Below are 26,314 nucleotides of genomic sequence, written 5' to 3' on the forward strand. Positions count from 1 at the left end.
CCCGTTGGGGTACGAACAGCAAGCAGGGAGGAAATTATGGTCACGATCTATGAGAGGAAGCCCCATGAGAGGAAGCCTGGTCTTTCGCGGCGCGAGCTCCTCAAACGCGGCGGCGCAGGCGCGCTGCTCGTCATTTCCGGCAGCGCCGTCATCAGCCCCGAATATGCGTGGGGCTTGGAAGCCACGTCGCTGAAGCCAGAGACGATGGCGACGCTGATCCAGGTGGCGCGCGACATCTACCCGCACGACCAGGTCCCGGACAAATACTACGCCATCGCCGTCAAGGGTCATGACGAGACGGCCGCCAAGGATCCGGCTCACAAGGAACTGATCGAGATGGGCATCGCCGATCTCGACAAGAAGGCCGGCAGCGGCGGCTATCGCGGGCTCGGCTGGGAAGAAGAGCGGGTCGCGCTGCTGAAGGAGATCGAGAAGACGCCCTTCTTCCAGGCGGTGCGCGGCGGCCTCGTCGTCAGCCTCTACAACCAGAAGGAAGTGTGGCCGATCTTCGGCTACGAGGGCGAGTCCTATTCCAAGGGCGGCTACATCGCGCGCGGCTTCAACGACATCGAGTGGCTCTGAGCCATTCTGTTCTTGAACCGCTTTTGACCGATTTCATGGGAGGAAACCATGGCAGCACAATTTGATCTCAAGAACGATGGCGTGGTCGTCATCATCGGCTCGGGCGCCGGCGGCGGCACGCTCGGCAACGAACTCGCCCAGAAGGGCATCGACGTCGTGATCCTCGAGGCGGGCGCCCGCCACGAATACGAGGACTTCATCAACGACGAGTGGGATTCGTTCACCCAGCTCGCCTGGAAGGACAAGCGCACCACGTCCGGCGACTGGCGCGTGGCAAAGGATTTCCCGAACCTGCCGGCCTGGATCGTCAAGTCGGTCGGCGGTTCGACCACGCATTGGGCGGGCGCGTCGCTGCGCTTCCAGGAGCATGAGTTCAAGACGCTTTCGACCTACGGCAAGGTGAAAGGCGCGAACCTGCTCGACTGGCCGGTGACGCTCGCCGAAATGGAGCCCTATTACGCCAAGGCCGAGGCCAAGATGGGCGTGACCGGAACCAACAACTGGCCGCGGCTGCCGGGCAACAACAACTTCAAGGTGCTCAAAGCCGGCGCCGACAAGCTCGGCTACAAGGAATGCCACACCGGCAACATGGCCATCAATTCGGTGCAGCGCGACGATCGCAACTCCTGCCAGCAGACGGGCTTCTGCTTCCAGGGCTGCAAGTGGGGCGCAAAATGGTCGACGCTCTATACCGAGATCCCGAAGGGCGAGGCGACCGGCCATCTCGAGGTGCGGCCGAACTCCATGGCGATCAAGATCAACCATGACGCCTCGGGCAGGGTGACGGGCGTCGTCTATGCCGACAAGGACGGCAAGCTGCAGGAGCAGAAGGCCCGCATCGTCGCTGTTGCCGGCAATTCCATCGAAAGCCCGCGGCTGCTGCTCAACTCCGAATCGAGCAAGTTCCCGCACGGGCTTGCCAATTCATCGGGGCAGGTCGGCAAGAACTACATGCGCCACACCACGGGCTCGGTCTATGCCGTCTTCGACAAGCCGGTGCACATGTATCGCGGCACCACCATGGCCGGCATCATCCGCGACGAGGCGCGCCACGATCCGTCGCGCGGCTTCGTCGGCGGCTACGAGATGGAGACGCTGTCGCTCGGCCTGCCGTTCATGGCGGCCTTCCTCAATCCGGGCGGCTGGGGCCGCTCCTTCACCACGGCGCTCGACCATTATGACCATATGGCCGGCTTGTGGATCGTCGGCGAGGACATGCCGCGCGAGGAGAACCGCATCACGCTGCACAAAAACGAAAAGGACGAGCACGGCATGCCGATCGCCGATGTCCATTTCGACGACCATCCCAACGACACGGCGATGCGCGACCATGCCTACAAGCAGGGTCAGTCGCTCTACGCCGCGGTCGGCGCGACAAGGACCTTCCCGACGCCGCCCTACCCCTCGACCCACAATCTCGGCACCAACCGGATGAGCGAGAAGGCGGCCGACGGCGTCGTCAACAAGCATGGCCAGACGCACGACATCAAGAACCTGTTCGTCTCGGATGGCAGCCAGTTCACCACGGGAGGCGCCGAAAATCCGACGCTGACCATCGTGTCGCTGGCGATCCGCCAGGCCGACTATATCGCCGCCCAGATGTCGGCGAAGAGCATCTAGTACTGCCTCCCGACTGCCTGCTGGCGCGGGACCCGACCGGGTTCCGCGCCCTTTTTTGTCAAACGCTCGACCGGTTTACGCGCCGACCGGCTGGCCATCCTTGCGGCGGATGGCGATCACGGATGGCCGCGGCGGTTGGCCGTCCTTGAAGTCGGGCCACAGCGATTGTGCCTTGTCGAGCGTTTCGGCATCCTCGGACGGATGCTGGACGGACAGGAACAGCGTCGTGCCGTCGGGCGTGAAGCAGGGTCCGGTCGCCTCCGCGCCATGCGGGCAGGTGAAGAGCAGTTTTGGCAGGCCGCGCGCCGCGCCCTCGGTGTCGACGCCATAGACGCCGTCCGGAAGGTCGAAGTCGTTGGCGCCGTCCGTTGCCACCCACAGCCGGCCGGCCGGGTCGAAGGTGATGTTGTCGGGGCAGACGAACCAGCCATTGTCGGACGTGTCCGGATGGAAGGTGGCGCCGACCTTGGCGTCCTTGGGATTGCCGCAGAGCACGAACAGGTCCCAGGCATATTTGTCGGCGGCGTGATCGGCGTCTGCGCCGCGGCCGCCGGGCGGAATCAGCTCGACGATGTGGCCCCACAGGTTCTCCGGCCGCGTGTTGGCCGGATTGATCTTGGATTCGTCGCGCTTCTTGTTCTTGGTCATGACGGCGTAGACGCGGCCGGTGACCGGATTGGTCTCGATGTCCTCGGGCCGGTCCATCGGCGTCGCGCCGACCGCGTCGGCGGCAAGGCGGGTCTTGAGAAGCACTTCGGCCTGGTCGGCAAAGCCGTTCTCTGCGGTGAGCTTGCCTTGCCCGTGAACCAGCGGCAGCCAGCTCATCGAGCCGTCGGCATCGAAATGCGCCGCCGAAAGCACGCCATCGTCGAGGAGATCCCTGCCGGAAGCGGGATTGGCAGGGTCGTAGGGCTTGGCGGAGACGAAGCGGTACATGTACTCGAAATAGTCGTCATCACCCATGTAGACGACGATACGGCCATCCTTGTTGTGCACGACGGTGGAGGCCTCGTGCGACATGCGGCCGAGCGCGGTGCGTTTCACCGGCTTCGACTGCGGATCATAGGGGTCGATCTCGACAACCCAGTCGAAGCGGTTCGGCTCGTTCGGCTCTTTGTCGATGTCGAAGCGGTCGTGGAACCGGCCGCGGCCGTAGATGTCGGAGCCGTCAAAGCCGTAGCGGTCGAGTATGTCGGCGGTCGGCGCCTTCTTCGGGTTGCCGCCGAAGAGATCGGAAACGCCTTCCTCGCAGGTCAGAACCGTGCCCCAGGGCGTGACGCCGCCGCTGCAATTGTAGCTGGTGCCGAGTACCTTGCTACCGGTCGCGTCGGCCGAAGTCCGCATCAGCGCATGGCCGGCGACGGGACCGGAGACTGCCATCTCGGTGTTGGCGGTAATGCGGCGGTTGAGCGGACTATCCTCGACGGTCTGCCACTTGCCGTCCTTCAGCATTACCTCGACGATCGAATGGCCCATGGCCACGAGGCCGAGGTCGACCTGTTCCTTCGTCATCGCCTTGCCGGCACCGTCCTCGGTCATGCCGGGGAACATGACGTTCGGCGAGATGTACTCGTTGTTGACGCAGAGCAGGCCGTGGTCGGAATTCACCGAACCCTTGGGCAGCGGCATGAAGGCGATGTAATCGCAATTGTAGCCGAAGCGCTTCTCCTGCTCTTCCGCCGCGACCTTGTTGCCGTCGAATTCGCCCAGGCCGGCCGCGAGCGGGTCGCCCCAGCGCGCGACGATGGTCGTCTCATAGCCTTCGGCGGCGGCGTGGTTCTTGTCGTAGACCCGCTTCAGCTCCGGAAAGCCGAGCGTGGAAAGGGCGGCAGCGGCATGTGTTTCGCCGGCAAACAAGGAGCCGACGAAGCTGCCGCCGGCAACCAGCGCGCTGGAGGCAAGGCCGCCTCTCAGCAGCTCGCGGCGCGAGACGCGCGCTGCAATGACGTCGCGAATGACAGGGGAGGGTGAAGACGGAGAGTTGGCCATCGTGTCTGCCTCTCGGAGTGGATGTTGACGACACGCGCTGCCTAGGCCGCTTCGGCAACATCCGGATGACACGAGAGGCGGAACGCGGACGGCAGGGACGCCGCTGCTATCTCCTGGTGCAGGTCGAGGCGGTGAAAGCGCCGTCCTGCTGCTTCATGATGATGTCGAAGGAGGGGGCGTTCGGATCGTCCAGCGTGGCCTGCGTCAGCGAGATAGAGTTACCGCCGCTGGTATAGCCGCCGAGCGGACCGAGCCAGCTGATCTCGCCATTGGCGTCCATCTGGTAGTTGTAGGTTCCCGAGGTGCCGAAGGTCACGGGGCCGCTATAGACATTGCCCTTGATGGTGATGTCGCCAAGGTTGAGGAACAGGCCGAGCAGATAGACCTCGCAGTGATAGACGCCGTCCGGCAGCTTGCCTTCGGCGAAGTCGGCATGGGCGCTGCCGGCGGCGGATATCAAAAGCAGGAAACTCAGGAAAAAGCGGAAGGCCATGACGTCGCTCGGTTGCGCGGCGACCTTGCCCCATTTTGCCGGCGCCCCGCAACAGGCGCGGGCCTGGTTTGCATCCGGTCAGATTAAAGTTTAGGCATTTTTATCATTTGGGCAAAATCTAGGCAGCATTGCGTAAACTTTTCTCAACCTTCGCGCGCTGCAGGAAACGCGAAAGTTCGACGGCTACAAGATAACCGGCTGTAAACGCTTCGCTATCTCACTATTTGCCACCGCGCTTCCGCGTCTGGCACGTCGCTTGCAACGAAATGTGGCGATGCAAAAACAACCAGCGTGGGAGCGTGGAACATGAGGGGTAATTTTTCGACAATAACAAAAATGTTTTGGGCCGGCTTGATCGCTGCCGGCCTGTCAATGTCGGCGCCCGCGAAGGCCGCTGAGGACACCATCAAGGTCGGCATTCTCCATTCGCTGTCGGGGACCATGGCGATTTCGGAGACGACGTTGAAGGACGTCATGCTGATGCTGATCGAGGAACAGAATGCCAAGGGCGGCCTGCTCGGCAAGAAGCTCGAGGCGGTCGTCGTCGATCCGGCGTCCAACTGGCCGCTCTTCGCCGAAAAAGCGCGCGAGCTGATTTCGAAGGACAAGGTGGCGGCGGTGTTCGGCTGCTGGACGTCGGTGTCGCGCAAGTCGGTGCTGCCGGTGTTTTCCGAGCTCGACAACATCCTGTTCTACCCCGTCCAATATGAGGGCGAGGAGAGCGAGCGCAACGTCTTCTACACGGGCGCGGCGCCGAATCAGCAGGCCATTCCGGCCGTCGACTACCTGATGAGCGCCGATGGCGGCTCGGTGAAGCGCTGGGTGCTCGAAGGCACCGACTACGTCTATCCGCGCACCACCAACAAGATCCTCGAGGCGTATCTCAAGTCCAAGGGCGTGCCGGCCGAGGACATCATGGTCAACTACACGCCGTTCGGTTTCTCCGACTGGCAGACCGAGGTCTCGGCGATCAAGAAATTCGGCTCTGCCGGCAAGAAGACGGCGGTCGTCTCGACGGTCAATGGCGATGCCAACGTGCCGTTCTACAAGGAGCTCGGCAACCAGGGCATCAAGGCCGAAGACATTCCGGTCATGGCCTTCTCGGTCGGCGAGGAAGAACTGGCCGGTCTCGACACCGGACCTTTGGTCGGCCATCTCGCCGCCTGGAACTACTTTGAAAGCGTCGATACGCCGGAGAACAAGAAATTCATCGACGACTGGCACAAGTTCATCAAGAACGACAAGCGCACCACCAACGACCCGATGGAAGCCCACTACATCGGCTTCAACATGTGGGTGAAGGCGGTCGAGAAGGCCGGCACCACCGACCCGGACAAGGTCATCGACGCCATGGTCGGCGTGTCGGTGCCGAATCTCACCGGCGGCTATTCGACCATGATGCCGAACCACCACATCACCAAGCCGGTGCTGATCGGCGAGATCCAGGCCGACGGCCAGTTCGAGACCGTCTCACAAACACCCGGCCTCGTCATGGGCGACGAATGGTCCGACTACCTGCCGGACTCCAAAGACCTGATCTCGGATTGGCGCGCCCCGCTCAGCTGCGGCAACTTCAACGTCGCCACCGGCAAGTGCGGCGGCAAGGGCACCAACTGATCCCGGTCTGGACCTGGTCCGTGACCTCCCAGGTCTGTCGGATCGCGGCGTGGCCCCGCAATCCGAGACCGCTGCCCGGGCGGGCTTTGGCTGGCCCGGGCAAAGCCTTCAAACCTTTGAGAGCCGCTCGAAGACGATGATCCTGTTGCGCGTGTTTGGCCTGATGATGCTGCTGACGATGGCAAGCCTGTTGCCGTCTGGCGCTGCCGAGGGCGATCTTCGCGCCACGATCGCCAAATTCGCGGCCGCCACCGGTTTCTCGGCCACGGAGGCCGTCGTGCGCGAGCTGGCCGCGAGCGGCGATCCGGCCGTCGAAAGGGCGCTTTCGGCGCTGGCCGAGGGCAATCTCTATATCCGCAAGGCCGATTCCCAGATATTCGTCGGTAAGGACGCCGGTGACGGCATCGAACTGCTCGATCCGCTGAGCGGCGAAAAGGCAGCCGACGCGGCCAAGGCCGACCTCACCAAGATCAAGGTCAACAACGGCCTGCGCCGTACGATCCGCGATGCGCTGGGCACGCTGACGCTGCGCGCCAAGGGTCCTGCCGTGCGCCTCGCCGCCGCGGCGACCATGTTCAGGACGCCCGATGCGGCCAACATCGAGCCGCTCGATGCCGCGATCGCCGCCGAAACCGATCCCGCAGTCAAGGCGATGTTCGAACAGGCGCGCGCGGCATCGGTGCTCGTTTCCGATAAGCCGGAAGCCGACAAGCTCGCCGCCATCTCGATGATCGCGGCGCGCGGCGACCGCGACGCGCTGTCGTTGCTGACCTCGGTCGAGGCCGGCGCTCAGGGCGCTGTCAAGGACGCGGCGTCCGCCGCCATCGGACATATCAATTCGACGCTGGCGTTGTGGGATGCCGGCCAGAACATCTGGTACGGCATCTCGCTCGGATCGGTGCTGCTGTTGGCCGCGATCGGCCTTGCCATCACCTTCGGCGTCATGGGTGTCATCAACATGGCGCATGGCGAGATGGTGATGCTCGGCGCCTACACGACTTTCGTCGTCCAGCAGGTGATCCGCAGCTCTTTTCCTGGCCTGTTCGACTGGTCGCTGGTCATCGCGCTGCCGCTTGCCTTTCTCGTCGCAGCGCTGGTCGGGCTTGCCATCGAGCGCGGCATCATCCGCTTCCTCTACGGCCGGCCGCTCGAGACGCTTTTGGCAACCTGGGGCGTCTCGCTCATCCTGCAGCAGGCGGTGCGTACCATCTTCGGGCCGACCAACCAGGAGGTCGGCAATCCGTCCTGGATGTCGGGCTCGTTCGACATCGGACAGCTCGCCATCACCTGGAACCGGCTGTGGATCCTGGTGTTCGCGCTCGTCGTTTTCGCGGTGCTGCTCTACGTCATGAAGCGCACGCCCTGGGGCCTGCAGATGCGCGCCGTCACCGCCAACCGCCGCATGGCGGCTTCGATGGGCATCAGGACGCCTTGGGTCGACGCGCTGACCTTCGCGCTGGGCTCCGGCATCGCCGGCATTGCCGGCGTCGCGCTCAGCCAGATCGACAACGTCTCGCCCAATCTCGGCCGCGGCTACATCATCGACAGTTTCATGGTCGTCGTCTTCGGCGGCGTCGGCAATCTCTGGGGCACGCTGGTCGGCGCCTTCTCGCTCGGCATTGTCAACAAATTTCTCGAGCCTTATGCCGGCGCGGTGCTCGGCAAGATCGTCGTGCTGGTGCTGATCATCCTGTTCATCCAGAAACGCCCGCGCGGCCTGTTCGCGCTGAAGGGCAGGGCGGTGGAAGCATGATCGCCCAACGCCTGTTCGGCGCCGACCGGCGCATCGCCGTCACGATCTTCGTCCTGCTGGCGGCCGCCATGATCGTGCCGCTGCTCAACCTCGCTGTTTCGCCGTCGAGCGCGTTCTATGTCCCGCCCTATATCGTGGCGCTGCTCGGCAAGTATCTCTGCTATGCGCTGCTCGCCCTGGCGCTCGACCTGGTCTGGGGTTATTGCGGCATCCTCTCGCTCGGCCACGGCGCCTTCTTCGCGCTCGGCGGCTATGCGATGGGCATGTATCTGATGCGCCAGATCGGCTCGCGCGGCGTCTACGGCAACCCGATCCTGCCCGACTTCATGGTGTTCCTGAACTACAAGGAATTGCCCTGGTTCTGGTACGGCTTCGACCATTTCTGGCTCGCGGCGCTCATGGTGCTCGCCGTGCCCGGGTTGCTTGCCTTCGTCTTCGGCTGGTTCGCCTTCCGCAGCCGCGTCACCGGCGTCTATCTCTCGATCATCACGCAGGCGATGACCTATGCGCTGCTGCTCGCCTTCTTCCGCAACGACATGGGTTTTGGCGGCAACAACGGCCTGACCGACTTCAAGGACATTCTCGGCTTCAACGTGCAGGCAGACGCGACGCGCTCGGCACTGTTCGCCGCGAGCGCGGTCACGCTGGCGCTGGCCGTCTTCGTCACCGCGGCGATCGTCCGCTCCAAATACGGCAAGCTGCTGATGGCGGTGCGCGACGCCGAAAGCCGCACCCGCTTCCTCGGCTGGCGGGCGGAGAACGTCAAGCTGTTCGTCTTCACCGTCTCGGCGATCATGGCCGGCATTGCCGGCGCGCTTTACGTGCCGCAGGTCGGCATCATCAATCCCGGCGAGTTCGATCCGGCGAATTCGATCGAGGTGGTGATCTGGACCGCCGTCGGCGGTCGCGGCACCATCGTCGGTCCGATCATCGGCGCGCTGCTCGTCAACGCGGGAAAATCCTGGTTCACCGGCGTGCTGCCGGAATTCTGGCTGTTCGCACTGGGCGGATTGTTCGTCGCCGTCACGCTGTTCCTGCCGAAAGGCGTCGTCGGCACCTGGGATGGCTGGCGCGGCAAGGCCAAGGCACTGCGCGCGGCCTCGCTCGCTGCGGAGGTCGGCACAGATACCGTCGCGCCGCCGCCGAAGATCATGCGCTCGGCGGCGAGGACGCCCGGCGCCTGGTCCGCCACCGGCCCCGAACCGCAGCCGGCGGAGTGAGCGACCATGGGCAAGTCGAACACCATCCTCTATCTCGACGGCGTCTCGGTTTCCTTCGACGGGTTTCGCGCCATCAACAATCTGTCGCTGGTGCTCGACAAGGGCGAGATGCGCGCGATCATCGGCCCTAACGGCGCCGGCAAGACGACCATGATGGACATCGTCACCGGCAAGACGCGGCCGGACGAGGGCGAGGTCTTCTTCGATGGCCAGGTCGATCTCACCCGGCATGACGAGGCCGAGATCGCCATGATGGGCATCGGCCGCAAATTCCAGAAGCCGACCGTCTTCGAAAGCCACAGTGTCGAGGACAATCTGATGCTGGCGCTGAAGGGTCCGCGCTCGATCTTCCCGGCGCTCTTCCATCGTCGCTCGGCCGCCGAGACGCGGCGCATCGACGATATCCTCGGTATCATCCGTCTCGGCGACAAGCGCGACGAACTCGCCGCCAATCTGAGCCACGGTCAGAAACAGTGGCTGGAGATCGGCATGCTCTTGGCGCAGGACCCGAAGCTGCTGCTCGTCGACGAGCCGGTCGCCGGCATGACCGATGCCGAAACCGAGGAGACCGCGCGTCTGCTGAAGGACATTGCCCGCGATCATTCGGTGATCGTGGTCGAGCACGACATGCATTTCGTGCGCAAGCTCGGCGTCAAGGTCACCTGCCTGCACGAAGGCTCGGTGCTGTCGGAGGGCACGCTCGATTTCGTTTCGGCCGACGAGCGCGTCGTCGAAGTCTATCTGGGGCGCTAAGCATGATCTGGCGGGTTCCGTTCCACCGTTTCGATTTCGCCTTCCTGAAGCGCTGGAGAAGGGGCTGACCATGCTCGAAGTCTCCAACGCCACGCTCCACTACGGCGCCGCCCAGGCACTGCGCGGCGTTTCGCTGAAGGCCGGCGCGGGCAAGATCACCTGCGTGCTCGGCCGTAACGGCGTCGGCAAGACCAGTTTGATGAGATCGATCGTCGGCCATCACCGGCTGACGAGCGGAAGCGTTGCCTTCGAGGGGAAGGCGCTCGACCGGAGCGCGGCATATGATCGCGCCCGGTCGGGCATCGCATTCGTGCCGCAGGGCAGGGAGATCTTCCCGCTGCTGACGGTGCGCGAGAACCTGGAATCGGGCTTCGCGCCGCTCAGGCGCGGCGACCGCAGCGTTCCAGCGCATGTCTTCGAGCTGTTCCCGGTGCTGAAGCAGATGCTGGGTCGCCGCGGCGGCGATCTCTCCGGTGGCCAGCAGCAGCAGCTCGCCATCGGCCGCGCGCTGGTGATGCGGCCGAAGCTGCTCGTGCTCGACGAGCCGACCGAAGGCATCCAGCCGTCGATCATCAAGGATATCGGCCGCGCGATCCGCTATCTGCGCGACCAGGCCGGAATCGCGGTGCTGCTGGTCGAGCAATATCTCGACTTCTGCCGCGAGCTTGCCGACGAGGTCAACATCATGGACCGCGGCCAGATCGTGCACACCGGACCGGCCGAGGATCTCGACAGGGCGGACGTGCGGAAGTTTTTGACAGTATAACGCGCCTCGTCGTCATCCTTGGGCGAAGCAAGGAGTGAAGCGACGCGGCGCAGACCCAAGGATCCATTCCGTGACGCTGGCCGAAGAGTGCTGCGACAGAGAATAGATTCTTGTGTGGCGGCCCCAACCATTTCCGGATTCTGCACCGATAGTGACATTTGGAAGTAACGGCAGGATCCTGGGTCTTCGCTCCGCTTCGCGTCGCTACGCCCAAGGATGACGAACTCATTCTACTCTGGCGGCTTCAAAGCTGCATGTTAGTCTTTCCCTGGCCTTGGTGAGTCGGCCGCTTTCCGTACCAGTCGCGAATGAGGGGAAGGGGCGCTCAGCCGGCAAGTTCCACGCAAGCAAGCCTGCCTAGCTTTCTCCTGAGTGATTGTCGGTCGATGCGTCCAACAAGGAACTTGCCAGGGGAAGGCGATGGAACGTTTTGTCGAGGACTATCAGAAGCGGCGCCTCACCGAACGCATCGACATCATGACGGCGATCAACATCCTGATGTCGCAAGGCTACGACGAGGACGATCTGCTTGGAGAAATAACCAAGGTCTTTTACGTCGACCTCGACGCCTATAACGAAGTGATCGGGCATCACTGACCGCTTGAGCCGCTAGAGCGTTTCACCGTTTCACCGAAACGGCGAACCGCTCTATCTCTTTGACGCAATTCCGGACGGAAAGCCGCTCACACCTTTCCTGGAATTGCTTTAGGGATTGACGCAATTCCGGACGGAAGGCTACGGCGAAGTCGCCGAGCCCGATCGTTTCACGCTTTTCCTGGAATTGTCAGAGCTTCAAGCGCAGCGGCGGATGTCGAGCACACGGTTGCGGCCGCCGCGCTTGGCTGCGTAAAGCGCCTTGTCGGCGGCGCTGAGCACCTTGTCGAATTTCGTGCCTTCATTGCTGCCAAAGGCGAAGCCGGCGCTCACCGTGCATTTCAACAGGCCCGTCTCGGTTTCGATCGTCCGCGCCGCGAAGGCCATCCTTATCCGTTCGGCCGTGCTCTCGACCATCTCCGGCAAGGTGCGTTTCAGCACCAGCGCGAACTCCTCGCCGCCCATGCGGGCAGCGACATCGTTCGGGCGCAGATTGCCGGCCAGTTCTTCGGCGAAAACCTTCAGCACCTCGTCGCCGGCGGCGTGGCCGAACTGGTCGTTGATCGCCTTGAAGCCGTCGAGGTCGAACACGACCACCGCCATGAAGGCGCCGACGGGCATCTTGCCATGCAGGTCGAACAACGCGCGACGGTTGAGCAGCCCGGTCAGCGCATCGGTCTCAGCCTCGCGCTTGTGGTGGCGCGCGAGCCGCCCCTGGTTGAGCGCCAGCGACAGCGCGCCGATGCCGGTCATCGAGGCGATGACGATGACCAGGCTCAGATCCTCGGCCCAGTTGCTCGGTGCGTGGCCGAGGACCAGCCTGCCCTCCCATGCCAGCACGGCCGCGCACAGCACGAAGGACGCGGCGGTCAGCGAATAAAGCAGCGCCACGCCAATAAGCTGCGCCGGCGCTTCCCCTCGGCCCTTCCAATACTCATACGCGGTGCCGAACAGAAGCAGCGCTGCAAGAAAATTCTCCAGCATGAAGCCCAGCCCGTCATAGCCGAGCGCCATCGGCGGCAGAGCCAGCGCGAAGGAGATGCCGGCGCCAAGCGCGATGCGCGGCAGCGGCGAGCGGCCGGTCCGGAACTGGTGGGCGGCGCCAAGCATTACCGAGAAGCCGAGCAGGAGCAGCGCCAGCGTCAGGACGCCGAGGGCCGCTCCGGGCGCTGCGATATAGGCGTCATAGGCAAAGACCTCGGCCACAACCACAAGCACGCTGATCGCCCATGTCAGCAGGAACTTGTCGGAACGGGCGGTCAGCCAGGTTCCGAACAGCGTGAGGCTGAGGCAGGCGGCGGAGAAGCCGACGGCCAGCAGCAATGAGTTGTAGTCGAGCAGCATGCACCCGTCCTTGCCAGCGCCGGGCTTCTGCAACCTGGCGTAGGTGCCTTAATGCGGCAAGGAAGTATCGATTACGTTACGATAGTGGTGAAGATGCCATAATTCCGGGGCGTCAGAGGACCGCCACCGACAACAGCAGTATGATGCCGACCCCCATCATCACCAGACCCGGCCAATTCTGCGACAGGCCGAGGAAACCGAGTCCGCGCCGCCGCGGCTCCAGTGTTGGGCCTGGTGTTGCCAGGTTCGGCGCCGGACGATCCGGCGCCGTAGATGCTGGATCGCTTAGGCGCCCACGCCTCAAAGTGGCGCCTGCCATGTACACGACGCCGGCAATGGTAAGCAACGCACCGAGGATGGCGATCATCTTTCCTCGCTCCTTTCCGACGCCGTGGGATTTGGCAAGCGTTCGGGAGGTGGCTGCCTCGCCGTGCCGACCTTCGGCGAGACGAGTGGTGCGACTTCAGTCTCTGCGGTCGGCGGCTTAAAGCGCGTCGCGCTGAAACGGATTCAGACGACGCGCTTTAAGTCCTCGTTTTGATGCATGTCGTTTCTCCCAAAACCGCTGCGCACTTTTGGGCGACATGCATTAGGCAGAACGGTCAAGGTGGCTGACAGGTTCCGACAAGCCAACCGCCGACTGGCGTCGCGTGACGCGCCGGGCAGAGCTCCGGCGTTTGAATAGGCCGCGGTGGATGTCCGCACTCTGGAACAGTTCATCGTTTCACGCACGGGAACGCAATTTCGGACGGAAGGCTGGGGCGAAGTCGCCGAGCCCGACCCGTTACACACTTTTCCTGGAATTGCCCTAAGCCGCTACCCGCTTCATCAGCGCCATGGCGCCGAAGGGCGCGCGCACCTTGCCTTCGGTGATGAAGTAGACGAACACGTCGCGGGGCTTGACCGGCGCATCGGTCTTGGGATCGGCGCGCGGCAGGTCGGCCGGCTGCTTGCCTTCCGCCCAGGTCTTGGCCCGCGCGGCCCATTCGTCGAGCCCCTTCGGCGTGTAGCAGTCTGGATTGTCATCGCTGCCGGTCTGCAGGCGCGCATAGACGAAATCGCCGGTGACGTCGGCGATCGCCGGATATTTGGCATGGTCGGCATAGACGATTGCGGCGTTGTATTTTCGCGCCAGCGCCGGGAATTCGGGCACGATGAAGCTGTCGTGCCGCACTTCCAGCGCGTGGCGCAGCGGCACGCCGTCCTGCTTTTCGGGCAGCAGCTTCAGGAAAGCCTCGAAATCGTCCGCGTCGAATTTCTTCGTCGGCGCGAACTGCCACAGGATCGGCCCGAGCTTCTCGCCGAGCGCGGCGACGCCGGAGCCGAGGAAGCGCATCATCGATTCACCCGCCTCGCCGAGCACGCGGCGGTTGGTGACGAAGCGGTTGCCCTTCAGCGAGAAGACGAAGCCTTCCGGCGCGTCGCCGGCCCATTTGACGAAGGTCGGTTCCTTGAAGCTGGAATAATAGGTGCCGTTGACCTCGATGGTCGGCACCTGGCGGCTGGCATAGTGGAGCTGCTTGGCCTTGGCGAGCTTGTCCGGATAGAAGGACGTATCCCAGGGTTCGAAGGTCCAGCCGCCCATGCCGGAGCGGATCTTTCCTTGGCTGGTCATCGTCTTCCTCCCATTTGCAAAAAATACGATCAGGCGGCCTTGTCGACGGGCTTGGCCATGTCGACCACGGTCCATCCCGGCCGGTGCGGATTGGGCCGGCGGCCCGTCTCGCGATAGCCATAGGCCGAGTAGAGCGCGATGTTCCGCTCCATCCGCGAATTGGTGTAGAGCCGAACCTCCGGTACGTGCCACGTTCGCGCCTGTTCATCGGCGAAGTCGAGCAGCCTGATGCCGAGCTTCCTGCCCTGGAAGGCCGGCGCCACCGCGACGCTGAAGATCATGGCGTGGTCGGGATGCCGTTCCAGCACGATGAGCCCGGCCAGTTCGGAGCCTTCCTCCAGCAGCCAGACCTCGCCGCGCGCGATGCGCGGCGCGTAGTCTTCGGTGACCGGGATCGGCGGCGCGCCGAACAGGGCGGTGTAGGGCGCATAGGCTTCCGTTGTCAGCACGACGATGGCGGAGAGATCTTCGGAGCGGGCTAGTCTCATGATTGATTGGTTCCAGCGGCGGCCGAAACAACCTTATGCATCCCTGCGGCAATCGCCGCGACTGCATCGCGGCTGGTATCGCCGAGGCCATGCCGCTCGGCCAGCCACTGCGCTTCGTTGTAGGACAGCCAGACCTTGCCCTGCGCATCTTCCCAGGCCAACGCCTTCACCGGCAGGTCGATGCCCGCAAGCTGCCGGTCCTGCATCAGCGGCGTGCCGCCTTTGGGATGGCCAAAGATCAGCAATTCGGTCGGGCGCAGCGCGGCGCCGATTTCATGCGCGCCGGCTGCGTGATCGATGCGAGCGAAGACGCGCAATCCGGCAAAGGTGATGGTATCGACCAGCCGGTCGATGGTTTCGGCCACGCCAAAACGGCTTTCAACGGAGACGAGGCCGTCGTTCGTCATCACTCCGCCGCTTCGCGTTTGCCTCCGGGGCGTCGCTCCAACAGCTCCTTCAGGAACTGGCCGGTGTAGCTGCGCTTCTCGCGCACGATCGCTTCCGGCGTGCCGGAGGCGACCAGCTCGCCGCCGCCGTCGCCGCCCTCGGGGCCGAGGTCGAGCACCCAGTCGGCAGTCTTGATGACCTCGAGATTGTGCTCGATCACCACCACCGTGTTGCCCTGGTCGACCAGCTCGTGCAGCACTTCGAGCAGCTTGGCGACGTCGTGGAAATGGAGGCCGGTGGTCGGCTCGTCGAGAATGTAGAGCGTCTTGCCCGTCGCCTTGCGTGACAATTCCTTGGCGAGCTTGATGCGCTGCGCCTCGCCGCCCGACAGCGTCGTCGCCTGCTGGCCGATATGGATATAGCCAAGGCCGACCTGGTTCAGCGTCACCAGCTTGTCGCGCACGCCTGGCACCGCCGAGAAGAAGTCGACGCCTTCCTCGACCGTCATGTCGAGCACGTCGGCGATCGACTTGCCCTTGAACAGCACGTCGAGCGTCTCGCGGTTGTAGCGCTTGCCGTGGCAGACGTCGCAGGTGACGTAGACATCGGGCAGGAAGTGCATCTCGATCTTGATGACGCCGTCGCCCTGACAGGCTTCGCAGCGGCCGCCCTTGACGTTGAAGGAGAAACGGCCGGGCTGGTAGCCGCGCGCCTTCGCCTCCGGCAAGCCGGCGAACCAGTCGCGGATCGGCGTGAAGGCGCCGGTATAGGTGGCCGGGTTGGAACGCGGCGTGCGGCCGATCGGCGACTGGTCGATGTCGATGACCTTGTCGAGGAACTCAAGCCCCTCGATGCGGTCATGCTCGGCCGGATGCTCGCGCGAGCCCATGATCCTGCGCGAGGCCGCCTTGAACAGCGTCTCGATCAGGAAGGTCGACTTGCCGCCGCCGGAAACGCCGGTGACGCAGGTGAAGGTGCCGAGCGGAATCTCCGCCGTGACATTCTTCAGATTGTTGCCGCGCGCGCCGACGACCTTGATCCGCCGGTTCTTCTTCGCCTCGCGGCGCAGCTGTGGCGTCGTCACTTCGAGCTCGCCCGACAGATATTTGCCGGTGATCGAGGCGGGCGTCGCCATGATCTGCTGCGGCGTGCCCTGCGCGATGATCTGGCCACCGTGGATGCCGGCGGCGGGGCCGATGTCGACGACATAGTCGGCATGCAGGATGGCGTCCTCGTCATGCTCGACGACGATCACCGTGTTGCCGATGTCGCGCAGGTGCTTCAGCGTGTCGAGCAGTCGCGCATTGTCGCGCTGGTGCAGGCCGATCGACGGCTCGTCCAGAACATAGAGCACGCCGGTGAGACCGGAGCCGATCTGCGAGGCCAATCGGATGCGCTGGCTCTCGCCGCCCGATAGCGTGCCGGAGTTGCGTGACAGCGTCAGATAGTCGAGGCCGACATCGTTCAAGAAGCGCAGCCGCTCGCGGATTTCCTTCAGCACCCTGACCGCGATTTCGTTCTGCTTTTCGTTGAGCTGCGCCGGCAGGTCGGTGAACCACTGGTCGGCCTTGCGGATCGACAGCTCGGTGACCTCGCCGATGTGCTTTCCGGCGATCTTCACGGCGAGCGCTTCCGGCTTCAGCCTGTAGCCGTTGCAGGCAGGGCAGGGCGTCGCCGACATGAAGCGCTCGATCTCCTCGCGCATCCAGGCCGATTCTGTTTCCTTCCAGCGCCGGTCGAGATTGGGGATGACGCCCTCGAAGGTCTTGGTGGTCTTGTAGGAGCGCAGGCCGTCGTCGTACTGGAAGGTGATCTCGCGCTCGCCGGTGCCGTGCAGCACGGCTTCTTGCGCTTCGGCGCTCAGGTCCTTGAACTTGTCGCCGAGCTTGAAGCCGTAGGCCTTGCCGAGCGCTTCCAGCGTCTGCGCGTAGTAGGGCGACGTCGATTTCGCCCATGGGCTGATGGCGCCGTCCCGCAGCGAGACGTTCTCGTCCGGCACCACGAGATTGGCGTCGATGGCGCGCTGACTGCCGAGGCCATCGCAGGTCGGGCAAGCGCCGAACGGATTGTTGAAGGAGAACAGCCTGGGCTCGATCTCCGGAATGGTGAAGCCGGACACCGGGCAGGCGAACTTCTCCGAGAACATGATGCGTTCATGTGTCTCGTTCTTCGACTTGTTGACCGAGTCCTCGCCCGTCTGGCTGGCGTCGAGCGGCCGGTCGGCGAACTCGGCCACCGCCAGCCCGTCGGCCAGCTTGAGCGCGGTTTCCATCGAGTCCGCAAGCCGCGTCGCCAGGTCTCCGCGCACGACGATGCGGTCGACGACGACGTCGATGTCGTGCTTGTACTTCTTGTCCAGCGCCGGCACGTCGGCGATCTCGTAGAAGACGCCGTCGACTTTGACGCGCTGGAAACCCTTCTTCTGCAGCTCCAGCAGTTCCTTGCGATACTCGCCCTTGCGGCCGCGCACGATCGGCGCCAGCAGATAGAGGCGCGTGCCTTCGTCAAGTGCCAGCACGCGGTCGACCATCTGGCTGACCGTCTGGCTCTCGATCGGCAGGCCGGTGGCCGGCGAATAGGGGATGCCGACGCGCGCGAAGAGCAGGCGCATATAGTCGTAGATCTCGGTGACGGTGCCGACCGTCGAGCGTGGGTTGCGCGAGGTAGTCTTCTGCTCGATCGAGATGGCGGGCGACAGGCCGTCGATCTGGTCGACGTCCGGCTTCTGCATCATCTCCAGGAACTGGCGGGCATAGGCCGAAAGGCTCTCGACATAGCGGCGCTGGCCCTCGGCATAGATGGTGTCGAAGGCAAGCGACGACTTGCCGGATCCTGACAGGCCGGTCATGACGATCAGGCTGTCGCGCGGCAGGTCGAGGTCGACGTTCTTGAGATTGTGTTCGCGCGCCCCGCGAATGGAAAGGTATTTTTGGTCGGCCATCGCCGGTCGCCGCCTCAGGTCTGGAATTTTGCTGGATTGGCGGGTTTGTCCCGGCCATCCTCTATGTAGGTAGTTTGGCCGCCGCGTCGAGAGACGCCACAATCTCGACGGAAGCGGCCAACTATGGGTTTAACCGTCTTTCGCGCGAGCGGGCAAGCGGAAAGAACAAAGGCCGAACACGCTCCTGACAAAGCGCTGTGGAAACAAACGCCGTCGATTGCCGGCCTCACTGATCAGCGGCGGTGCCCGACTAACCCGCACGTAACCTCCCGGCGATCACATTTTTCGGTAATCGGCTACTGAACGGTTGACGCAGGCGACCCGCGGGAGCAGTCTCGGGTCGTCAGCGAAGCCGGCCGTCTTTTGATGGCCTCGCCACCCGAAGGTGGCCTGCGAGACGCCGCAGGCACTTGCGATTAGAGCTTCGTACGACAATGGTCGCAACGGACAGAAGGAGCGGAGCATGACGCCACCGGACAGTCCCTTGAGGCTCCACGCAAGGGGCCGCGGCGGGCATAAGTGCCAGGGCGGCGTGAGCGCCGACCCGACAAACCGTGACCTGCCGATTCCTACAATCAGAGACCATAGTCGGATCGTCGGCTGAAGGCCGCGTTGCATCCGAAACAGAACGCCGGCAGTCCACTCCCGGCCAAAGTTGGGTTTCAGATCCATGAAAGCCCCGTCCACCTGCGGAAGCAGTGGCGGGGCTTACATTTTACGGTCAGAAGTCGGGCGGTTGTTCTACCGTCTACACAATTCCGGACTGGGACCGGCTGCGCCTTTTCCTGGAATTGCCTCAGTGGTTGGGCGGCCTGATGCCGCCCGTCGCCATGTCGATGGTTACGCTGCCGGAGATCCTGACATCGGTCTTACCGATCTTGAACGTGCCGTTGCTGCCGGCGGGCTGCGCGTCGTCCGGTTCGGGCTGCGGGGCAGGTTTGGCAATACGATAGTCGCTGCTGACGCCTGGCAGTTTCTGCGTCGAGCTATCGTCGGCAAAGGCGGTGTTGGAGACGATCAGCGCGACCGCGAGTGCCGCTGGCGCAGCAACAAGTGGATTTCTGAACGAACGGATCATGCCGGGACTATAGAGGCGCGCCGAAAGCGAAGCCAGACGCGCGGCAATCAAATTGCCGCGCAGCGCTGTCAGGCCGCCTTCTTGCGCGTGTCGTAGACATGGTCGACGAGGCCCCAGGCCTTGGCCTCCTCGGCGGTCATGAAATAGTCGCGGTCGAGCGTGCGTTCGACCTCTTCGTAGCTGCGGCCGCAATGCTTGGCGTACAGTTCCGTCATATGGCGCTTGGTGCGCAGGATGTCCTCGGCATGCCGCTGGATGTCGGAGGCCTGGCCCTGGAAGCCGCCGAGCGGCTGATGCAGCACGATCCTGGTGTTGGGCAGCGCGATGCGCCGGCCGGGCGAGCCGGCCATCAAAAGGAAGGAGCCCATCGACGCCGCGAAGCCCATGCACACCGTCGACACCGGGCAGGAGATGTACTGCATCGTGTCGTAGATGGCGAAGCCGCTGGTCACCACGCCGCCCGGCGAGTTGATGTAGATCGATATCTCCTTGTCGGGATGGTCCGATTCCAGCGACAGGAGCTGCGCGCAGACCAGCGCCGAGACGCCGTCATTGATCTCGCCGTTGATGAAGACGATGCGCTCGCGCAGCAGCCGCGAGAAAATGTCGAAGGCGCGTTCGCCGCGGCTCGACTGCTCGATCACCATCGGTACCAGATTGGCAAGGGCGCTCATGGGCGGGGTCTCCTCGGGGTCAGGCTGCGCGCAGCATCATGCATGGCGCATTGGCGGCTATAGGCTTCTTGCGCGCGTCGAGCGAAAGACCGCAGCCGGCGCCGGCCACGGCGATGACAGGCTGCGCCGCCGGCACGAAGGCGTCATGGACGATGCGAAGATGCGTGCCGCCGGAAACCGTGCGCGCGAGCGTGAAGGTGACGATGCTGTCGAAGGAGGGGTTGTCGAATGCCGGCAATCGGTCGGCGGTATCCGCGCCAGGCCGTTCGCGCCAGGAATAGCGCAGCAGCTTGCCGGCCTCGACCTCGAGCACCTCGCAGTCGATCGGCGCGTCCGGTCCGGCAAAGGCGAAGCGCTTGCCGGTTTCAGGCTTCATGTCGTTCGGCATCATCCAGGCGGCGAGCAGCTCCGGCTCGGTCAGCGCCCGCCACACTTTTTCCGGCGGGTCGGGAAGATCACATTCGAAGCTGAGCGGCGCATTGGCCGCTTCCGGGTGTTTTGCAGTCGTCATTGGTCCATTTCCTTCAGAACCGTCTTCAACCTCTCGATGCGCTCCGGCCAGAAGGCGCGGTAGCGTTCGATCCAGCCGAGCAGAGGATCGAGCCCTTGCGGGTCGGCGCGATAATAGGCGTTGCGGCCGGCGCGCCGCTCGACCACGAGACCGGCGCCGCGCAGCACGGCAAGATGCTGCGAGACCGCCGGCTGCGACACGCTCATGCCGGCGCGCAGCTCGGACACGGTCAGCTCGCTAGCCGCCAGCCGCTCGTAGACCGCACGTCGTGTCGGGTCGGCCAAGGCGCGAAAGATCTCTGCTTCGATCATGGCCAAAGCATAAGTCGATACTTATTGGTTTGGCAAGTGCTATTCGACCGGAATCCAACGCCTCACGGGCTCGGGCGATCCGTCAAACGTCGCTTCGAAAATCGGTGAAGCCAGCACGGCGTGGATGTGCACCGCCCCGGAGCCGACGGCGCGGAAGCCATGTCGCCGGTGCGCGGGAACGACCAGGGACTGCCCGGCGGTCAAGATCATGTGTTCGTCCTCGATCCACATCTCGGCCTCGCCGGCAATGACAGTGAGCACCTCTTCGACCGTGTGGAAATGCGACGGGGCACCAACTCCCGGCTGCACCCACTGCTCGAATATGCAGAGCTGTTGCGCGCCGTTGATCGCCGAGACAAGCATGCGGCTTTCGACGCCTGCTCGCCACGTCTCTCTCGGCTGCTTCTCATGTGCAATCACGTTCATTTCGAAAACGAACTCCACCGCAACATGTCGAAATTGCCGAGCATAACACTACATGTTGCTGACGTTCCTTGACAACGCGCAGGGATCTAACTAGAACGAAAGGAGAACAAAAACCTTGTGGGAAAAGCCAGCCTCTGCGGGCATGGGCGACCCGCAGGCTGTAAGGTGAGCGACTTAAAATTTGTTTCGGATGAGCGCGGAGAAGTACGATGGCGGGTAGCGTCAACAAGGTCATTCTGGTCGGCAATCTCGGGGCGGACCCTGAAATCCGCCGGCTGAATTCGGGCGATCCGGTCGTCAACATCCGCATCGCCACGTCTGAAAGCTGGCGCGACAAGAATTCCGGCGAGCGCAAGGAGAAGACCGAGTGGCATAACGTCGTCATCTTCAACGACCAGCTCGCCAAGGTCGCCGAGCAGTATCTGAAGAAGGGCATGAAGGTCTATGTCGAGGGCCAGTTGCAGACGCGCAAATGGCAGGACCAGACCGGCAATGACCGCTACACGACCGAGGTCGTGCTGCAGAAGTTCCGCGGCGAATTGCAGATGCTCGACGCACGCGGCGAAGGCGGCGGCGGCCAGGTCGGCAATTATTCCGGCGGCAATAGCCGCGGCTCCGATTTCGGCCAGTCGGGCCCGAACGAGGGCTTCAGCCGTGGCGGCGGTGGCGGTTCCAGGGGCGGCGGCGGCGGCTCGTCGCGCGAGCTGGACGACGAGATTCCGTTCTGAGAACCGGAATCGCGCGGTGGCTATTTGAGGGGCAGGCGATGTCGCTCGGACCGCTTTTATCCTCGCCATTTCCGATCCCATGGCATGCGTTCGCGGCCTTTGCCGCATTGGCAGTCGGCGGCGCCCAACTGGCGCTGCCGAAAGGCACGTCGCGACACCGTGCGATGGGCTACGTCTGGGCAGCGCTGATGCTGGTCGTCGCGCTCAGCAGCTTCTGGATCCAGCAGCTTCGAGTGATCGGGCCGTTCAGTCCGATCCATCTCCTATCGATCCTGGTGCTAGTCACGGTACCGCTGGCGGTTTGGTATGCGCACACCCACAAGGTCACCGCGCATCGCAGCGCCATGATCAGGCTTTACCTGTTCGCTCTGCTCGGCGCCGGTATCTTCACGCTGCTGCCCGGCCGCGTCATGCACGCGGTCGTGTTCGGCCAATGAGCAATTCCAGGAAAAGCGTGCGCCGGTTTTCCGTTCGGAATTGCGTATAAACAAACATTCGCAGCGGGTCACCGTCCGCTGCATGCAATGTTGCAAGGAAGGTTTATCGTGAAAGCACGCGTCAAATGGGTCGAGGAACGCACTTTTGTCGGCGAGTCCGGCAGCGGTCACAAGGTCGTGCTGGGCACGGCGCATGGGCCGGAAGGCAGGACGCCGGGACCAAGCCCGATGGAGCTGGTGCTGATCGGCACCGGCGGCTGCTCCGCCTATGACGTCGTCCATATCCTCGAGAAAGGCCGCGAGGCGGTTGAGGACTGCGTGGTCGAGCTCGATGCCGACCGCGCGGAGACCGAGCCGCGTGTCTTCACCCGCATCCACATGCATTTCATCGTCAAGGGCCGTGCGCTGTCGCGCGACAAGGTGAAACGGGCGATCGACCTCTCTGCCGAAAAATACTGCTCGGCGACGGCGATGATGGCCAAGACGGCGACGGTCACGCATGATTTCGAGGTCGTCGATACAGCGGTGAAGTAGGCAGTAGGCAGTAGGCAGTAGGGGCGTCGCTCAAGCAGCCATCAGCGCCCTGACGCCGTCAGCCACGAACTGCACGGCGAGCGCCGCCAGGATGACGCCGAGCAGTCGCGTCAGGATCGAGCGGCCGGTCTGACCAAGAATGCGGTCGATGCGCTCTGCCAGCACGAAGACCAGGTACGTGATGGCGAGACAGGCGAAGATGATGCCGACGAGGGCCGCCTGCGCGGCAAAACCCTCGAAGTGTCCCGACAGCAGAACGGTCGCTGAGATCGCGCCGGGGCCGGCGATCAGCGGGATCGCCAGCGGGAAGGCGGCGATGTTGTGGATCATGTCCTTGGTGATGGCGACGTCGCCGATCTTCTCCTTGCGGTCTTGCCGGCGCTCGAAAACCATTTCGAAGGCGATGAAGAAGAGCAGGAAGCCGCCGGCGACGCGGAAGGCCGGCAGCGTGATGCCGAACACCGACAGGATCGAGGCACCGGCGAGCGCGAACAGCGCCATCACCAGGAAGCCGATCACCGAGGCGCGGACGGAAACCTGCTGACGCTCCTCGCGGTTCATGCCGCGCGTCACCGCGAGGAAGAGCGGCGCCAGACCCGGCGGGTCGATGGTCACCAGGATGGTCACGAAGGCGTTGAACAGGCTGTCGAAGCTCGGCATCGCTGGTCCCCTCCCGCCGGGCGAAGCCCAAGCCCGCAATTGGTAGAGCAAAGCCGGGGCGCTGGAAACAGCCGGAAGGAGGAAATCAGCCGGCTATTGGGCTCTGCCGCAATAGGCCTCCAGGCGATAGCCGTCCGGGTCGATGACGAATGCCGCATAGTAGTTGTCGCCATAAGCCGCGCGCAGGCCAGGCCGGCCATTGTCCCTGCCGCCCTCGCGCAAGGCCGCCGCATGGAATGCATCGACGCCGGCGCGCGTCGGTGCGGCGAAACAGAAGTGCAAGCCGGAGTCCGTGTCGGCCGGCACCGGGCGGCCGGCCTCGTTGACCCAGAGCCGGACGGCTTCAGCGCCGTAACCGAGCGAGCCGGGCGACCGGCTGAGGCAGGAATAGCCTAGCGGTTGCAAGGCCGCGTCGTAGAAACGTTTCGAGGCGTTGGTGTCGCGGACGCCTATCGAGATGTGGTCGAGCATCGTTTTCTCCATGATTACAGTTGGTTGATCGGTCAGGTTGGAGTCGAGCGTCGCGCCAGGAACTCGACCTCGATGCGCCAGGTCTCGCCGCCGTCATGCGAACGCTCGCCCAGCCAGCGGAACGAGTTCTGGGTGATGCGCGAAAAGCTCCAGCGTACCGAGGATCCGGTGTCATCGACGCCTTGCTGGACGATCGTGTCACCCTCGCCACGGCCGATCTGGCGGCTGAAATAGCGGCTGCGCGGATCGCTCCAGAAGATGTGCCAGGCATCGATGCCGGGATCGTAGACGCGCAGCGTCGTGCCGTAGAAAGTCCAGGGACCGAGGGAGGGCGAGGGGCCGGCGTCTCGATCGGGCAATATCCAGACGTCCTGGACCGCCTTTCCTTCCAGGACCCAACCGAAATGCACCTCGCCGCGTCCCGCAAGCCGGGTGCCGTCCTCGAGAGTGCGTGTGGCGTCGAATGTCCAGGCGCCGACGAAGCGGCCGTAGAGCTCGAGCTTCTCGGCAAGGCCCGGATCGGGACCGTCGCTGTGCAGGGCTTCAGCAAAAGGATCGGTCATGTTGCTGCCTCGTTTGTCAGGAGAGGGGAAGCAATAGGGGCACGGCCGGGTTCTGCGCTTGGGAAAAATTGCTATTTTTCGCCCATGACGACGACCGAGAAAAATCTTGCCTCTGGGCCTGGCTGGCAGGTGTCCGACGTGATCTGCACAGCACGAGCGGGCGACAGGCCGTTCGAGGAACAGCATCGCTGTTTTTGCGTCGCCGCCGTGACCAGGGGCACATTCCGCTACCGGACGCGGCAGGGCACGGCGATGCTTGCTCCCGGCGCCGTCCTGCTCGGCAATCCCGGCGCCTGCTACGAATGCGGCCATGAGCACGGCGCCGGCGACCGCTGCCTCTCCTTCCATTTTTCGCCGGCCTATATGGAGCGCGTCGTCGCCGACGTTCCGGGCGCGAAGCGGCTCGGCTTCGCCGGTCCGCGCCTGCCGCCCTTGCCGGCGCTGGCATCCTTGCTGGCGCAAGCGGAGGCCGCGCGGGAAACGGGCGACGGCGAAGCGCTCGAGGAGCTCGGCCTGCGCATTGCCGGCGCGGTGGTTGGGGCCACGCCCAGTTCTTCCAGGGTCGCATCCGCACCCAGCCGCCGCGATCAGAGACGCGTTGCCGAGACGGTGCGCCTGATAGAGCTCAACGCCGAGCGGCCGTTGTCGCTGACCGAGCTCGCCGACGGCACGGCGACCAGCCCGTTTCACTTCCTGCGCACGTTCCGGCACGTCGCCGGCATGACGCCCTATCAATTCCTGCTGAGGACCAGGCTGCACCGAGCCGCCGTGCGGCTGCGCGCGTCGAACGAAGCGATCTCGACGATCGCTTTCGACGCCGGCTTCAACGATCTGTCGACCTTCAACCGGCGGTTCAAGCGCGAGATGGGGGAGGCGCCGGGCGCCTATCGCGCCCGCCGCGTCAGAGCGATCCGGCGCTTCACTGAACCGCTCTAACCGTTTGTTTTAAAAACGCTACGCACTTTTCCCGGGATTTGCTCCAGCCAATAGGATGCACCGTCAGTCCGATGTCGGGCCGCACCAGCCGGGCAGATAATCCGCGTCCTTGCTCTTGGCCAGGGCAAGGGCCCGCTTCATCGATGGGTTCACGTGGACTTGTCATTGCACGTCGTCCTGCTGTTGAGGTTGTCCTGGGCCAAGCGCCTTGATGGCGGCGTCGACGCTGTGGAATATCCGCTGCGTGCCGACCAGGTCGGCGATCCAGCCGAGGCGGAAGATGCCGCTCAGCGCCACCAGCAGCCCGACCATCAGCGCCAGCATGGCCGCCAGTGCCAGGTAGTGCGGCGAGCCGGATGTCGCGATCAAGGCAAGCCCGCCGGCGAAAAGCGGCGTGATTGTCGAATCCGCCCCGACCGAGAGCTGGCGGTTGGCGCCGAAGAGGGCGAATGCCACGGATCCGGCGACGAAGGCGAAGAAACCGATCTCCGGCTGGAAGCCGCCGAGCCTGGCCGTCGCCATCTGTTCGGGAATGGCGATCGCCGCCAGCGTGATGCCGGCCGCCAGATCGCCGTCGAGGTCCTTTGCCGTCCAGCCGCTCAACGCCCGCAGAGGCAGCCACGAGATCCAGTTCATCGCGTTCGCAGTTTCCGCCCGAGGAAGACGATCCATGGCCGACCTTGCCCCTTTGACGGAGAAATTGACCTTGGCCATATCGTCGCAATCAGCGGTATCCTTTTGAAATTACCACCGAAATTGTCTCTGGAAAAGTGTCGCCGCCATTGGAGTTTCAGCCCGGCTTCCTATATAAGCGGTGAGTGAT

General features: G+C 63.9%; 28 protein-coding genes and 1 pseudogene. 12 read left to right on the top strand and 17 right to left on the bottom strand.

Annotated features, from left to right (window positions below; all coding sequences use genetic code 11):
- Positions 1–36 precede the first annotated feature (36 nt).
- Both QAZ47_RS19955 and QAZ47_RS19960 read left to right on the top strand, forming a co-directional pair.
- A complete protein-coding gene (locus QAZ47_RS19955; RefSeq protein WP_278230494.1) occupies positions 37–582 on the top strand; it encodes a gluconate 2-dehydrogenase subunit 3 family protein in 546 nt (181 codons plus the stop codon).
- Between the two features lie 48 nt (positions 583–630).
- A complete protein-coding gene (locus tag QAZ47_RS19960; RefSeq protein WP_278230495.1) occupies positions 631–2,202 on the top strand; it encodes a GMC family oxidoreductase in 1,572 nt (523 codons plus the stop codon).
- Positions 2,203–2,277: 75 nt separating this feature from the next.
- On the opposite strand, the gene QAZ47_RS19965 is transcribed toward QAZ47_RS19960, so the two are convergent.
- Both QAZ47_RS19965 and QAZ47_RS19970 read right to left on the bottom strand, forming a co-directional pair.
- Complete coding sequence (locus tag QAZ47_RS19965) at positions 2,278–4,191, bottom strand: PhoX family phosphatase (RefSeq protein WP_278230496.1); 1,914 nt, start codon at positions 4,189–4,191, stop codon at positions 2,278–2,280.
- A gap of 106 nt (positions 4,192–4,297) precedes the next feature.
- Positions 4,298–4,684 carry a hypothetical protein gene (locus tag QAZ47_RS19970; RefSeq protein WP_278202438.1) on the bottom strand — a complete coding sequence of 129 codons (387 nt, stop codon included), beginning with the start codon at positions 4,682–4,684 and terminating at the stop codon, positions 4,298–4,300.
- Positions 4,685–4,990: 306 nt separating this feature from the next.
- On the opposite strand from QAZ47_RS19970, the gene urtA reads away from it, so the two are divergent.
- The 6 genes from urtA (at position 4,991) to QAZ47_RS20000 (ending at position 11,390) form a co-directional block, all read left to right on the top strand.
- On the top strand, positions 4,991–6,301 hold the full coding sequence (urtA, locus tag QAZ47_RS19975; protein ID WP_278230497.1) for an urea ABC transporter substrate-binding protein: 1,311 nt from the start codon (positions 4,991–4,993) through the stop codon (positions 6,299–6,301).
- A gap of 136 nt (positions 6,302–6,437) precedes the next feature.
- Positions 6,438–8,054, top strand: a complete 1,617-nt coding sequence (urtB, locus tag QAZ47_RS19980; RefSeq protein WP_278233829.1) for an urea ABC transporter permease subunit UrtB — start codon at positions 6,438–6,440, stop codon at positions 8,052–8,054.
- Positions 8,051–9,274, top strand: a complete 1,224-nt coding sequence (gene urtC / locus QAZ47_RS19985; RefSeq protein WP_278230498.1) for an urea ABC transporter permease subunit UrtC — start codon at positions 8,051–8,053, stop codon at positions 9,272–9,274. The genes urtB and urtC overlap by 4 nt, the downstream gene beginning before the upstream one ends.
- Before the next feature lie 6 nt (positions 9,275–9,280).
- On the top strand, positions 9,281–10,027 hold the full coding sequence (gene urtD / locus QAZ47_RS19990; RefSeq protein WP_278230499.1) for an urea ABC transporter ATP-binding protein UrtD: 747 nt from the start codon (positions 9,281–9,283) through the stop codon (positions 10,025–10,027).
- A 70-nt stretch (positions 10,028–10,097) separates the two neighbouring features.
- Entirely contained in the window at positions 10,098–10,793 is a 696-nt protein-coding gene (gene urtE, locus QAZ47_RS19995) for an urea ABC transporter ATP-binding subunit UrtE (RefSeq protein ID WP_278230501.1), read from the top strand.
- Between the two features lie 420 nt (positions 10,794–11,213).
- Entirely contained in the window at positions 11,214–11,390 is a 177-nt protein-coding gene (locus QAZ47_RS20000) for a hypothetical protein (RefSeq protein ID WP_278202445.1), read from the top strand.
- A 195-nt stretch (positions 11,391–11,585) separates the two neighbouring features.
- On the opposite strand, the gene QAZ47_RS20005 is transcribed toward QAZ47_RS20000, so the two are convergent.
- The 11 genes from QAZ47_RS20005 to QAZ47_RS20055 form a co-directional block, all read right to left on the bottom strand.
- Positions 11,586–12,731, bottom strand: a complete 1,146-nt coding sequence (locus QAZ47_RS20005; RefSeq protein ID WP_278202447.1) for a GGDEF domain-containing protein — start codon at positions 12,729–12,731, stop codon at positions 11,586–11,588.
- Between the two features lie 112 nt (positions 12,732–12,843).
- Entirely contained in the window at positions 12,844–13,098 is a 255-nt protein-coding gene (locus QAZ47_RS20010) for a hypothetical protein (RefSeq protein WP_278202449.1), read from the bottom strand.
- A gap of 441 nt (positions 13,099–13,539) precedes the next feature.
- A complete protein-coding gene (locus QAZ47_RS20015) occupies positions 13,540–14,346 on the bottom strand; it encodes a DUF72 domain-containing protein (RefSeq protein WP_278230502.1) in 807 nt (268 codons plus the stop codon).
- Between the two features lie 29 nt (positions 14,347–14,375).
- On the bottom strand, positions 14,376–14,834 hold the full coding sequence (locus QAZ47_RS20020; protein ID WP_278230503.1) for a GNAT family N-acetyltransferase: 459 nt from the start codon (positions 14,832–14,834) through the stop codon (positions 14,376–14,378).
- Positions 14,831–15,241, bottom strand: coding sequence for a DUF302 domain-containing protein (locus QAZ47_RS20025; protein WP_278230504.1), 411 nt, complete (start codon positions 15,239–15,241; stop codon positions 14,831–14,833). Before QAZ47_RS20025 ends, QAZ47_RS20020 begins: the two co-directional genes overlap by 4 nt.
- Complete coding sequence (uvrA, locus tag QAZ47_RS20030) at positions 15,241–18,162, bottom strand: excinuclease ABC subunit UvrA (protein WP_278230505.1); 2,922 nt, start codon at positions 18,160–18,162, stop codon at positions 15,241–15,243. The genes QAZ47_RS20025 and uvrA overlap by 1 nt, the downstream gene beginning before the upstream one ends.
- Positions 18,163–18,958: 796 nt before the next feature.
- Positions 18,959–19,240 carry a hypothetical protein gene (locus tag QAZ47_RS20035; protein ID WP_278230506.1) on the bottom strand — a complete coding sequence of 94 codons (282 nt, stop codon included), beginning with the start codon at positions 19,238–19,240 and terminating at the stop codon, positions 18,959–18,961.
- A 68-nt stretch (positions 19,241–19,308) separates the two neighbouring features.
- On the bottom strand, positions 19,309–19,914 hold the full coding sequence (locus QAZ47_RS20040; protein WP_278074177.1) for an ATP-dependent Clp protease proteolytic subunit: 606 nt from the start codon (positions 19,912–19,914) through the stop codon (positions 19,309–19,311).
- Between the two features lie 19 nt (positions 19,915–19,933).
- Complete coding sequence (locus QAZ47_RS20045) at positions 19,934–20,425, bottom strand: SRPBCC domain-containing protein (RefSeq protein WP_278230507.1); 492 nt, start codon at positions 20,423–20,425, stop codon at positions 19,934–19,936.
- Positions 20,422–20,736, bottom strand: coding sequence for a metalloregulator ArsR/SmtB family transcription factor (locus QAZ47_RS20050; RefSeq protein WP_127857980.1), 315 nt, complete (start codon positions 20,734–20,736; stop codon positions 20,422–20,424). The genes QAZ47_RS20045 and QAZ47_RS20050 overlap by 4 nt, the downstream gene beginning before the upstream one ends.
- A 39-nt stretch (positions 20,737–20,775) precedes the next feature.
- Positions 20,776–21,180, bottom strand: coding sequence for a cupin domain-containing protein (locus QAZ47_RS20055; RefSeq protein WP_347567153.1), 405 nt, complete (start codon positions 21,178–21,180; stop codon positions 20,776–20,778).
- Between the two features lie 191 nt (positions 21,181–21,371).
- On the opposite strand from QAZ47_RS20055, the gene QAZ47_RS20060 reads away from it, so the two are divergent.
- The 3 genes from QAZ47_RS20060 (at position 21,372) to QAZ47_RS20070 (ending at position 22,861) form a co-directional block, all read left to right on the top strand.
- Positions 21,372–21,890, top strand: coding sequence for a single-stranded DNA-binding protein (locus QAZ47_RS20060; protein WP_278202460.1), 519 nt, complete (start codon positions 21,372–21,374; stop codon positions 21,888–21,890).
- A 38-nt stretch (positions 21,891–21,928) separates the two neighbouring features.
- Entirely contained in the window at positions 21,929–22,327 is a 399-nt protein-coding gene (locus QAZ47_RS20065) for a DUF2306 domain-containing protein (RefSeq protein ID WP_278202462.1), read from the top strand.
- 108 nt (positions 22,328–22,435) lie between these two features.
- Entirely contained in the window at positions 22,436–22,861 is a 426-nt protein-coding gene (locus tag QAZ47_RS20070; protein WP_278202464.1) for an OsmC family protein, read from the top strand.
- A 30-nt stretch (positions 22,862–22,891) separates the two neighbouring features.
- On the opposite strand, the gene QAZ47_RS20075 is transcribed toward QAZ47_RS20070, so the two are convergent.
- From QAZ47_RS20075 to QAZ47_RS20085, 3 genes are all read right to left on the bottom strand, one after another.
- The gene (locus QAZ47_RS20075) at positions 22,892–23,521 is read right to left on the bottom strand and encodes a MarC family protein (RefSeq protein WP_278202465.1); all 630 of its coding nucleotides are present in this window, start codon (positions 23,519–23,521) and stop codon (positions 22,892–22,894) included.
- Between the two features lie 93 nt (positions 23,522–23,614).
- Positions 23,615–23,992, bottom strand: a complete 378-nt coding sequence (locus QAZ47_RS20080; protein WP_278202467.1) for a VOC family protein — start codon at positions 23,990–23,992, stop codon at positions 23,615–23,617.
- Between the two features lie 32 nt (positions 23,993–24,024).
- Positions 24,025–24,555, bottom strand: a complete 531-nt coding sequence (locus QAZ47_RS20085) for a hypothetical protein (RefSeq protein ID WP_278202468.1) — start codon at positions 24,553–24,555, stop codon at positions 24,025–24,027.
- Between the two features lie 84 nt (positions 24,556–24,639).
- Between QAZ47_RS20085 and QAZ47_RS20090 the strand changes: the two genes are divergently transcribed.
- Positions 24,640–25,491: an AraC family transcriptional regulator gene (locus tag QAZ47_RS20090; RefSeq protein WP_278230508.1), complete on the top strand. Its 852-nt coding sequence runs from the start codon at positions 24,640–24,642 to the stop codon at positions 25,489–25,491.
- A gap of 249 nt (positions 25,492–25,740) precedes the next feature.
- Here the strand turns inward: QAZ47_RS20090 and QAZ47_RS20095 are convergent.
- Positions 25,741–26,127: pseudogene (locus tag QAZ47_RS20095) on the bottom strand (SulP family inorganic anion transporter); the annotation flags it as partial.
- Positions 26,128–26,314 lie beyond the last annotated feature (187 nt).

Origin of the sequence: Mesorhizobium sp. WSM4904 (assembly GCF_029674545.1) — a bacterium.
Lineage (GTDB): Bacteria > Pseudomonadota > Alphaproteobacteria > Rhizobiales > Rhizobiaceae > Mesorhizobium.